Annotated in this window: 8 protein-coding genes and 1 pseudogene; 1 reads left to right on the forward strand and 8 read right to left on the reverse strand. The window is 45.1% G+C overall.

All coding sequences use genetic code 11. The features are described 5' to 3' along the window. Position 1: 1 nt before the first annotated feature. The 8 genes from DET59_RS07935 to rapZ all read right to left on the reverse strand — a co-directional run bounded on the left by DET59_RS07935 (position 2) and on the right by rapZ (position 11,217). Complete coding sequence (locus DET59_RS07935) at positions 2-3,235, reverse strand: hypothetical protein (protein ID WP_113969140.1); 3,234 nt, start codon at positions 3,233-3,235, stop codon at positions 2-4. After that, positions 3,232-4,644 (reverse strand): glycosyltransferase family 2 protein, encoded by a 1,413-nt coding sequence (locus tag DET59_RS07940; protein ID WP_113969141.1) that lies wholly within the window; start codon positions 4,642-4,644, stop codon positions 3,232-3,234. The genes DET59_RS07935 and DET59_RS07940 overlap by 4 nt, the downstream gene beginning before the upstream one ends. Continuing rightward, complete coding sequence (locus DET59_RS07945) at positions 4,641-5,684, reverse strand: HEAT repeat domain-containing protein (protein WP_113969142.1); 1,044 nt, start codon at positions 5,682-5,684, stop codon at positions 4,641-4,643. Before DET59_RS07945 ends, DET59_RS07940 begins: the two co-directional genes overlap by 4 nt. 4 nt (positions 5,685-5,688) lie before the next feature. Continuing rightward, on the reverse strand, positions 5,689-7,290 hold the full coding sequence (locus DET59_RS07950; protein WP_113969143.1) for a diguanylate cyclase: 1,602 nt from the start codon (positions 7,288-7,290) through the stop codon (positions 5,689-5,691). Between the two features lie 787 nt (positions 7,291-8,077). After that, positions 8,078-8,335: an HPr family phosphocarrier protein gene (locus tag DET59_RS07955; protein WP_113969170.1), complete on the reverse strand. Its 258-nt coding sequence runs from the start codon at positions 8,333-8,335 to the stop codon at positions 8,078-8,080. Positions 8,336-8,362: 27 nt separating this feature from the next. After that, positions 8,363-9,307, reverse strand: a complete 945-nt coding sequence (gene whiA, locus DET59_RS07960) for a DNA-binding protein WhiA (RefSeq protein WP_113969144.1) — start codon at positions 9,305-9,307, stop codon at positions 8,363-8,365. 57 nt (positions 9,308-9,364) lie between these two features. Next, positions 9,365-10,327, reverse strand: a complete 963-nt coding sequence (locus DET59_RS07965) for a gluconeogenesis factor YvcK family protein (RefSeq protein WP_113969145.1) — start codon at positions 10,325-10,327, stop codon at positions 9,365-9,367. Beyond that, positions 10,324-11,217: an RNase adapter RapZ gene (gene rapZ / locus DET59_RS07970; RefSeq protein WP_113969146.1), complete on the reverse strand. Its 894-nt coding sequence runs from the start codon at positions 11,215-11,217 to the stop codon at positions 10,324-10,326. Before rapZ ends, DET59_RS07965 begins: the two co-directional genes overlap by 4 nt. Positions 11,218-11,380: 163 nt before the next feature. On the opposite strand from rapZ, the pseudogene DET59_RS07975 reads away from it, so the two are divergent. Continuing rightward, positions 11,381-11,641 (forward strand): annotated as a pseudogene (locus tag DET59_RS07975) (DDE-type integrase/transposase/recombinase); the annotation flags it as partial.

The following is an 11,641-nucleotide window of genomic DNA, read 5'->3' on the forward strand; positions in this document are numbered from 1 at the left end:
TTTATTCCCCTTCTTTCTCAAATGCTTTTTTCATTTCATAGTAGGATTGCTTCAATCTCTCATGGGAGGTCGGCTGGTCCCATGTATCCCAGGAGTACGGATGAAATTTTGCGGGGTTGATGAATCCGTCCCCGGTACGGGCAGGATATGAGAAGACCTTGCCTCCATCCCTTTCGTATAAACCGACCCTGATGGACTCCAGGGTCGTTGAGCTTTGCAATCCTTTACCTGACCATATATCCCCCATCGCTTCTTTAAGGCTTGGGTCCTTCACATTCAGCAACTGCCAAGGAATACGGATTTCATATCGCCCTTGAGAGGAGTCAACGCCGATATCCGTCAAAGAATCATACGCTTTATCCTGAGGATTCGATGTCCCGAACTGGAGGACGCCTGTTTCATAGGACTGAAACGGGATATTCTCCCCCCCTACATCCAATGATTTGTTCAACGTCAATCGGATCGGGTGATACTTCCCGTTGTTTTTCACTTTCGCATATTTCTCTTCTTCAATCATATGAAGGACATGCCCATACTGATAGTGGTGGGTGTCGTAATAGCTGTCGACCCACATACGTGCCTCCTTCTCTCCCTTTATGTAAAGGGCAAAGTCCACTCCTTTTGTGGACACACCCTTCACATTCGGAATCGTGGATTGGCCCTGATCTTGAATCGTGTCAAAGAGTAGATAGGTGTCTTTCCCTTCAGAAATCCGTTCCGAATCGACCCGTATATAGACAAATCGCTCATCACTCGTCACATAGAGGCTGTGTCCATCCTTGTCAAAAGCAGGTTTGATCCCATTAAAGGTCCAATCGTCGGTCCTTCCGTCCACGTGGATCGTGCTGGTTTTACTCGAGCCCGGATCAAAGCTCAACATTCCGAACTGCTGCTCATTGGTTTGGGCATTCTGCCAGAACGGGCGTCTGTCGGGGTTGTCATAGTCCATCGTATTCCACGTCCGTTTGAACCACTCGTCCTGCCAGGCGAACACCATTCCACCGGCCATTTTTTCTTCCACGATATCCTCGAATAATCGCCGGTCGATTTCACCTTGTTCTCTTTCCGAATGATGACCCTGATCCATGCCGTAGACGTTTTCATGTGTCAGTCCCCGTGATCCCGGGACACCGAACTCCGCTACGACTAACGGCATGGAGTGTGCTTTCTTCATATCATTCAAATAGCCGGCATAGTTGTTCTTTTCTCCCCGTTGATCGATATAATCCACATACTCCGGCTCGTAATTCAGAAAATCGGGATAATACGGATAAATATGATAGGAAGCAAATAAACCTGTTTTCAATTTACCGGTACCCTTCATGACGTTCGGATTCACCGACACCATGTCTTCTTTCTCCAGGGGTTCACTTGGATGATCCAACAGATCGGTCGTAACCCAGTTCGTGAAGCTCACGGGCCTTTGCCATTGATACGTATCCGTTTCATATGCGATTCCTTCATTCATCCTTTCAGTGAGCCAGATTTCAAAAGGCTGTGCCTTTTCCGTCTCAATGTATTCTCCCTTGAAATCCTGAAGTCCTCTATGCTTTTCATTGGTCGCAAGGACCACTTCGGGATCCCACTCCACCCCGAAAATCCAGCCAAGGACGTAAGGGGATATGTCATAGGTGTAAGATCCGGACGCATGACCTTTTCGTTCCGGTATTTCAGCATTCCCATGCACGAGATCGATGGTCTTCTTGATTTCTGACGAAAATTCGTCGGTGTTTTCCTTTGCAAAGGCATCCTCGGACCTTAAGAAGATCTCTTCATTGACCCACACGCCGTGGAATAAATACAGCGGTTTTTCGGCCATTTTATTGTACTCATAAAAAGCTTCATAAAATTCGGGAGGATGGATGGTGTAAATCCGGAGGGAGTTCGCATTCATCGCTCCGATCTGCTTGAACCACCTCAGATATTCCTCTTTGGAAATGGCAGTTTCGCCGGGAAAAGAACCCGGCCTTGCAATTCCCATATTCACCCCTTTTATGAGGAGGTCCTCCCATTTCCCGTCCTTCTTCACCTGAATGTAGTCTGTGCCGGTTTTCCCTGGGAGCTTCACATCATTTTCTTTGGTGATTTCAACGGTTTGGGTCTCCTTACGGTCACCACCCTTTTGGATATCCTTAAGGATCGCCGTCATCAAGGGGGTATACGCCTTCCAGTAAAATTGCGACGTGTCATCCGGACTGGATGAACCCGTCCATTTTCTCCAGGAAGTAAATCCGACGGTCTGGTACAGGTCGGGCACATCCGCCTGATCCGCATAATCACCGCTGAAATAGTACGTATTGTATCGGCGGTTCTGCCCGTGAACAACGGCTGGGAATGTAACCGGCAGATTCAAGGCTTTCATGGTGTCCTTTCCGCTCTCTGACAGTGACAGCGTATAGTTGGCCATGACCTCATCAGGGTGGATCGCTTCCACGATATCAAACCAATATGAATAAGGCGTGCTGATTTCTTCGCCGATGAACTCTTCGCCCTCAGGAGTGGTGGAAAAAACGACACCTTTCTTCCCGATGTCATCCTTATCCAACACCACCAACCGGTCACTTTCGTCCACAAGTACGTAACCAGGTCCCGTGAACTGATACGATTCACCATACTGCTTCTCGTAGTTATCCCTCACCCATTGAGGCACTTCGCTATTCGTCAGTTCAGGGAAATACCTTCCGATCCACCCCGACCACTCCAGGTTGAACAGGGAATAGAATTTCTTCCTTGTTGCTTCTTCCGTTGGCTGTGCCATGGAATTGAACTCGGCGATCAATGTCTTCCCATCGTTCATTGCCATGTCTTTTAATGCATCCAAATCCTTGCCCGTCAAACCTCCGTAAAGCTTGGAGGACCGCTTGCCAGAGACATTTTCATTATGGAATTCCTCTTCATACACACCATATGTATCGGCTATGTAGACCGCATCATACCGGTCGGTGGATGAAGGGATATTCTTAATATCATAGGTTTGATCCTTTTTCGGAACAAATCCAATATAGTCTTTCTTTAAATCGTAACGCTGCCCATTCGTTTGCACATATTTCTGCTGATTCAGAATCCACATCAGCCCTTTATGTTCACGGTACGTCGTATCAGGAACCGTTTTATCAATGATCAAAAGGTCCAGTTCCTTCTCATTCTTAACCTGCCAGAGCCAAAAAGGGGCAGACACCAGCAGGACGATGCCTGCGATGAACAAGACAAATGAATAAGATTTCAGCTTTGTCATTTCGAAACTCCTTTTCTCGCCATTTCTCCCCAGCCTCTTTTTTTGCGGATCACGTCAAGTATTCCTTCACAACGCCATAAAACGGTCAGGGGACGGTACCATAATGTCTCGGTTAACGAATAGACGAAAAGCCTTCCGATATCGGATGCTTTCGGATACTTTCGGACGGACCATTCTTCCAGGAGCACGGCAGCCATCGACAGGATCGATCCATACAGAATCGAGAGGAAGAATAATAGAATCGCAAATTCCAGATAAACTCCGCCGAGAAATAGAGATAGAATCATAATCACATATCCCATCAATTCAACTACCGGTCCAAAAAATTCTATGATCAAAAAATACGGCATGGAAACCATCCCGATCGAACCGTACTTGGGGTTGAACAGAAGGCGGCGATGAATCCAAAGGCTTTCAAACAAGCCTCGATGCCACCTGCTCCGCTGACGGCGCAAGTATTTCAGAGATTCCGGTGCTTCCGTCCAGCTCACGGGATCCGGTACATACACGATTTTTTTATCTGCTTTCTGTTCCTTCACATACCGGTGGAGCCTGACGACGAGTTCCATATCTTCCCCCACTGTGTGGGAGTATCCTCCCGCGTCCACGACCCAGCGTTTCGAGAATACCCCGAACGCACCTGATACGATCAGAAGAAGATTGTGCCGACTCAAGCCGATTCTTCCCATAAGAAATGCCCTTAAGTACTCGATTACCTGCATCACGACAAGAGGGGATCTGGACAGACCCACCTTCACAATTTCCCCGCTTTCGATTTCGCATCCGTTGGCGATGCGAATACTTCCACCGGATGCAATGACCTCACCATCGGACTCGACAATCGGTTTCATCACTTTCAGGAAGGCCGTCCGTTCCAGAACCGAATCTCCATCTATGGAACAGAAATAAGGATAATTTGATACATTGATCCCGGCATTCAAAGCATCCGCCTTGCCTCCGTTCTCCTTATCGATCACCAGTATATTCTTGTACAGCCTGGATTGGTACACACCCTTGACCGGCTGTGTATCCAACTGCTCCCGAATCACCCATTTGATCTTCACCAATTGAAAGGATTCCACGAGTTTTTCCATGGAATCATCCGTTGAACCATCGTTTATGATAATGATTTCGTATTCAGGGTATTCAATACTGAGCAATGACCTTACCGTGGCCATAATGCCGACTGATTCATTGTAAGCAGGGACCAGGATGGAAACCGGCTTCGTTTGATGGAGATGTAAGAGCTCTTCGTAAGGCTCCCAATCATCCAGTCCATAGGTTTTCCTTAATTGAAAAAGGGAGATCACGAGGAGAATCGTATAAAAAGAGATGACAAGAATCATATAAATGAGGACAAACCCTCCAACCGACATCAGGATACTTCCCCACTCTGCTGTTACATTCATGAAACCGCCCCCCTTTCCAACCACTGCTCTGCCATATCCCTGGCGTATTCATCTTCTGCATGAGCAGCAATTTCCCTTAACACTTCTTTTCCGTTTTCCAGGCGCAAAAGTGATTGAGCCGCTTGAGAACGAACATAAAAGGACGGGTCACTCATAAGCTCCGTTAAGTAAGGAGTCAATTGCTGTGAACGGATGTACTCACACGCCTTAATGGCCATCAGCCTCTCCTGCCATGAATCTGCACGCAGGTGAACTGAAAGTCGCTCAACATCAAGATATAATTCCATGCCTACCACTGCCTTCAAAGCCCGGATCTTTAGTTCCGTGGAGCCGTCTTCCAATAGTCTTTGAAGGAAAGGCACATGCTCCATTCTGTTCCTTGTCCCGATCGAATCGATAAGGGCGAACCTCATCACCTCAGGCAGTTCTTCAAAGACATGAACCAATGGCCCGAACTGTTCTTTCCTTAACGCGTGAAGCAGGAGACTGTATTCAAACTCCGTCAGCTCATGGTTCGGCTCTATTAATCGAGAAACCAGATCTTCCTCTTCAAACAGAGCAGCAATCTTCAAAAGTTGGATTTCTTCAGCCTTACTTATATTTTTTGAAGCGTGAAGCTCCTTCAACCGTTCTACCATACTCTTCATCTTAAAATCCTGTATCCAATAGAGGGCATTCATCCTGATACTCCATCTGCTGTGCCTAAGCTGAGAAAGGATAAACGATTGGAAGTGTTCTTCTGCAAACCCTTGTAATCGTTCCTGAATGTCATCAGAGGCAAACATTTTTGAAAAGCCGGCCAGTAATTCCACCAGTGCCCTGATCTGCAAGGGGGAGCGACCATTCAAACTTTCACTTTTGACCCCTTCATGCAGAAATTGAAAGAGTGCTAACTGATATTCTTCTTTATACTGCTCGATATGCGCCCGGTTCTTATTATCTATTATCTTCTTTATCAACAAGTACAGGCACAAACCCGTTAATACGACCAGCAAACCGACTAACACAACAAAAAAATAAAAAAGCTCCTGCGAGAACACTGATCTATCTCATCCTTTTCAGCATTTGTCCTAAACGTGCCTCAAGCTCAAGTAGTTTAAAAGGTTTCGTCATATAATCATCCGCACCAAGCTGGAGTGATCTCGAGATGTCCCTTTCACTCTTCCTTGAAGTAAGCATCAACACTTTGTAACGATCTGAATCACTCTTCTTACGGAGCTGCTCCAGCACTTCCAGGCCATCCATCTTCGGCATGACCCCGTCCAAAATCACAAGACAAGGATCTTCCCTATGCCAGTCCGACCCAATAAACGCTGCTCCATCTTTAAATGTCTGGATATCGTACTGGATATGCTGTTCAGAAGGCAGCTTCGACACAATATCCTTCATCACCGTCCGGATGATGGGATCATCATCTACGATGGCGATTTTCATACGTTTATGGGGAGTATGCTCACTCGCATTATTGTCAATCTTCACCAGGTTCCTGCCACTGCTTTTCGCTTCATAAAGTGCATTGTCTGCAAGCTTCAGCCACGTATCAAACGGTTTCATCGGATCTGAAATTTCTGCCACCCCCGCCGAGAATGTGCAGGAAAAGGACGGATCCGCCTGAAACACATATTGGCTAAACCCTTCACGAATTTCATCTACAAACGAGCAGGCTTCTTTAAGGGATGTATTAGGGAATAGGATGACAAATTCTTCCCCTCCAAAGCGAAAAACGATGTCCTGAATTCTCGTTTTGGACTTTAATTGTGAAGCGAACTCCTTCAGCACCCCATCCCCTACAAGATGTCCATATCGGTCGTTCACACCTTTGAAATGATCAATATCGAGAACGGCCACACAGTATGGATCCCCGGTACGAGACCAGTCACCCTGAACCTGGGCATACGCCTGGCTCAAGTATTTGCGATTATAAACAAGGGTCAATTCATCGATCAACACCAGCTCTTCCATTTGCTTCTTTCGCTCCATCTGTCTTTCGACACGCACAATAAACTCATCCAGATCGAAAGGCTTATGGATAAAATCATCTGCTCCCATCCGATAGCACTTCATCCGGACTTCCTTACTATTGTCCACACTCACCATGACCGTCGGAATAAACTGCTGCTTTAACTTCTTTTTGAAGAAATCCAGCACCTCGAATCCATTCGTCCCGTTCATATAGATATCGATAATGGCACAGTCCGGCCTTACATCGTAATAAGACATGATGGCCTTTTCTGGGTTGGCGATCGGGACCACATACCATCCGATTTTCTCCAGCTCTTCCTTCATATACATAAGGAACGATGTATCATCATCGATTATAAGTACGACAGGCTCTTCCCCTGTTCGACTTTGTTTGCCGGGGAAAATCCCAGCCGATTCCTCCTCATAGTGATAACAGAATTGGATAATGGCGAAGAGCTCTTCCTTCACTTCTGTAATCGTCCACATCCGCTCTTCTTTTTCTTTATACTGATCCATCAATTCCCGGGCATGATCCCCCATTTTATGTAAGCCAAGAATCGAGGCAGAGCCCGCCATGGAATGGATGAACCGGTAAACATCCTCATGGGGCATGACTTTGGCAGACTCCCATTCTTCTAACTTCTTTCGTATATTATTAAAAAAATGCTTTGTGTATTTTTCCATTCGGCATCGTCTTCCTTTATCGTAAACTTCTTTATTTAAAGCTCTTTTCGCAGAGATTGTTGTTTTCTAACATAGAATCTGCCAGGGCTCTGTCAACCAGTTTGTGCTGGATGGTGAGGGGAACTGCTCTCTTTACAAGAGGTTATTTACCAAGATAGCGTCTTTTAATTTATTTGAAAGATAGTTCAATGACCCACCGATCTATCAGTAACATTAAATTTTCTTTTACTCCTTTGTAGATAGTTTGTTTTGGGAACAAACGCTCTACATACCTACAATAGGAGCATTTTTCGTTTTTGTATCTAAACTTATAGCAGTCAGAATGTAGTAGCACAGAGTGGATTGTAGCGGAAGGCACTTTACTCCTGCGGGAAATTGAGGAAAGGTCGAGACCCCACAGGGCAAAGCCCGAGGAGGCTCGACTTCCTCCCCGCGGAAAGAAAGTGCCTGGAGCGGAAAGGAACGGTCCATATTTTCACGCTACCCCTCATCTAAAACAGAAATTCACTTTTGGTAGTGAATTTATTCCAAACTTATTTCATTATACTCCCGCATTCTCCAGTTTAATAGGTGGGGATTGGAAATATTATATGTCTTTTTTGCTATTTCACTCTACAGTATCCTGAAAGGTAAATGTAACAAAAAAGCGGGTAGACATCCATCCTCGATGTGAAATATATGGAAAAGGGTTCTAAAGAAGTAGCTGATCCTTTCTTGACAAAAAAAGAAAAAAAAAAGCTGATAACCACTCCCTGGTCATCAGCTTTTCATCTGTATGAAGTTGATCTTATGCTTCTTTTTGAACGAATCCTTCAAGGGCAACGAGTGCTTCTTCTTCGTCGCTTCCATCCGCTACCAGCGTAATGGCAGTACCCGTGGAAATGGCTAAACTCATCAATCCCATGATGCTTTTCGCATTGACCTTCTTCCCATCCTTTTCCAAGAAGATTTCAGATGAGAAGCGGTTTGCCTCCTGTACGAATAATGCAGCCGGTCGTGCTTGAAGACCTGTCTTCAATTTCACTTCTACTTGTTTTTCCACCATAATCATTTCTCTCCCCTTTGTCCTTATTTATTGCATCTTTTCTCCCGCTCTGAGTTTCTCGGCAAGCTGATCAATTTTACGTAAGCGGTGATTAATCCCTGATTTACTGATGGTGCCGCCTGACACCATTTCCCCTAGTTCTTTCAACGTGACATCTTGATAATTCACCCGTAATTCTGCTATCTCCCTTAGTTTATCGGGTAATATCTGTAAGCCTACATGCCTTTCAATGAACTTAATGTTTTCGACCTGTCTTAAGGCCGCACCGATGGTTTTATTCAGGTTGGCCGTCTCACAGTTCACAAGACGGTTAACGGAATTCCTCATATCCCTGACAATCCGTACATCCTCAAATCGCAGGAGGGCATTGTGAGCACCGATGATGTTCAAGAACTCCGTGATTTTCTCTGCTTCCTTCAAATACGTAATGAAGCCTTTTTTCCGTTCAAGGGTTTTACTATTCAACCCGAAGGAATTCATCAGCTCGGACAACGCATCGTTGTGTTCAGAATAAAGAGAAAAGACTTCTAAATGATACGATGAGGTTTCAGGATTGTTAACCGAACCACCTGCAAGGAACGCTCCCCTCAAATAGGAACGTCGGCAGCATTTCTTTTTGATCAAGTCTTCCGATATATTATGGATAAAGGTGAAATTTTCACCCAGGATTTTCAGTTCCTCAAGAATCTTCTTCGTATCTTCTTTGATTCGTACAATGTAGACATTGTTTTTCTTCAGCCGCATCTTTTTTCGTACCAGAAGCTCTACAGGGGTGTCGTACCCCTTTTTGATCAAGGTATAGATTCTTCTGGCAATGGCGGCGTTTTCGGTTTGAATATTGACGACGAGCATTTGATTTGAGAACGACAACGAGCCATTCATTCGGATCAATGCGGATAATTCTGCATTCGCGCAGCAATCTTTCACTTCAATATTGGTCAGTTCTTTTTTTGTTTCGGACGCAAACGACATCCCCATCACCTCCTAGCAAACGCTTGCACAACCTTATACAAAAGAAATTTTTGTATTTTAACTGGTTGATTTTTTAAGATAAGAATATATAATATCAGCGACCTTCTCCGTGTTATGACGAACAAGATGGTTGTCATAGGAGAGAATCTCTTCTGCGATCACTTCTAAGCCCATGGATTTCAATTTATCCACATCAAAGTGGACGGGACTCGCTTGTTCTTCATTGTATCTGGCCTGCACCTCATCGGGTACCTGCTTTTTGTTGACCAGGATATAATCAATACTTGGCGTTTCCAAATGATCATATAGTGCCTTTACATGGTCACTTGCTGAATAATCCAATGTTTCCCCTGCCTGGGTCATGATGTTGCAAATATACATTTTCTTCGCTTTCGCCCTGCATACCGCATCGCCAATTCCCGGAACAAGAAGATTCGGTAAAATACTGGTATATAGGCTTCCCGGACCCATCACAATTAAGTCGGCTTCCTTGATGGCCCGCAAGGTTTCACCCAATGGCTTGATGCTATCCGGCTCTAAGAAGACACGTTTGATCTTCTTCCCGGCTTTCGGAATGGTCGATTCTCCCGTGACAATCGTCCCATCCTCCATCTCCGCCTTTAAGATGACGCTCTGATTCGCCGAAGGTAAGACCTTCCCCTTCACGTTCAACACCCTGCTCATTTCCTGAATGGCATGGACAAAATCACCTGTAATGGAAGCAAGGGCTGCAATAATCAAGTTTCCTAAAGCATGACCGGAAAGTTCATTCGTAGTTTCAAAACGATGCTGAAACATTTGTTCCACCAGTGGCTCCACTTCTGAAAGAGCAGCCAGGACATTCCGTATATCTCCCGGGGGAGGAATATCCAAGCTGTCACGCAAACGACCGGAACTGCCTCCGTCATCAGCGACAGTGACAATGGCCGATATATCAATAGGGTGCCGTTTCAATCCCCGAAGAAGGACCGGTAAGCCCGTTCCTCCTCCGATCACGACGACCTTGGGTGTATGTGTCATGTTGTTAGACCCTTTCTCTTCTGAATATCCCGATGAGAAATTTTCGTTTGATAGTCATTTTCAAAATGATGACCAAGATACTCTGCTAATGCAACCGATCGATGCTGCCCCCCTGTGCATCCTATCGCGACTACAAGCTGACTCTTACCTTCCCGCTTGTATTGAGGAAGCATGAACGACAGTAAATCGGTTACTTTCTCGATGAATTTATTCGTTTCATTCCATTTCAATACGTAGGTGGACACTTCTTCATCCAATCCCGTTTTCGGTCTCATATGATCGATATAGTGAGGATTTGGCAGGAAGCGTACATCAAACACCAAATCGGCATCGATCGGGATCCCGTGCTTGAAACCGAAAGACACGACATTCACCGTGAAAATCGTCTTCTTGTTCACCGAGAATTCCGTTAGAATCTTTTCCCGAAGCTCTCTTGGCTTCATGGTTGAAGTTGTATATATTAACTGCGCACGTCCTTTTAGTTCTTCAAGGAGCTCTCTTTCCTGCCGAATCCCTTCAAGAGGCAGGCCTGAAGGAGCGAGCGGATGAGAACGGCGCGTTTCCTTGTATCTTCTGACAAGAGAAGAATCATCTGCATCAAGATATAAAACCTGCGGTGTCACCCAGGAGGTTTCCGCTAATTCATCCAGTGCTTTAAATAGATGATCAAAGAATTCCCTTCCCCTAAGGTCCATCACAAGGGCGACCTTATTCATTTTATTACCGGACTCTTTCATCAGTTCCAAAAATTTTGGCAGAAGAGTCGGCGGCAGGTTGTCCACACAAAAGAATCCCAAATCCTCGAAGCTCTGAATGGCAACCGTCTTACCAGCTCCGGACATCCCTGTTATGATTACTAATTGAACATCGTTTGTAGAACCTGTACTCATACTCTTCCCCCCGCTTTTATCGTCGTATTGTCAAAACTTTTATAAGAAATAGGTTATAAATTCCTATAATAGAGGGCTTTTTGAGCAAAAAAATTGCCACCCCCTGAAATCTGGAGATAATTGAGGTTACCACACACCCAATTCCCAGATAGGAAGTGACAAGTTGTACCCTCAAATTATAACCTATTTATTAACTTTTATTAAGTACCAAGAACAAATTATTCGAACATTATTGACCCTTCTCATTGGAAAAGGCATGTTTGAAAGTCCGCCTAAGAAAACGGATATACCTGTTAATCTGCCTTACCAAAAACTTCAGATTGACGAATTGCCGTTGATCCAAAAGCTAGAGAAACTTGATTATCGAGTGCTCCTTCAGGAGCGTCTAGCTGAAACAGGGAAGGCCCTTAAGCCTGTTCAAAGG

It is taken from the genome of Rossellomorea aquimaris, assembly GCF_003315075.1.
Classification (GTDB): Bacteria; Bacillota; Bacilli; order Bacillales; family Bacillaceae_B; genus Rossellomorea; species Rossellomorea aquimaris_C.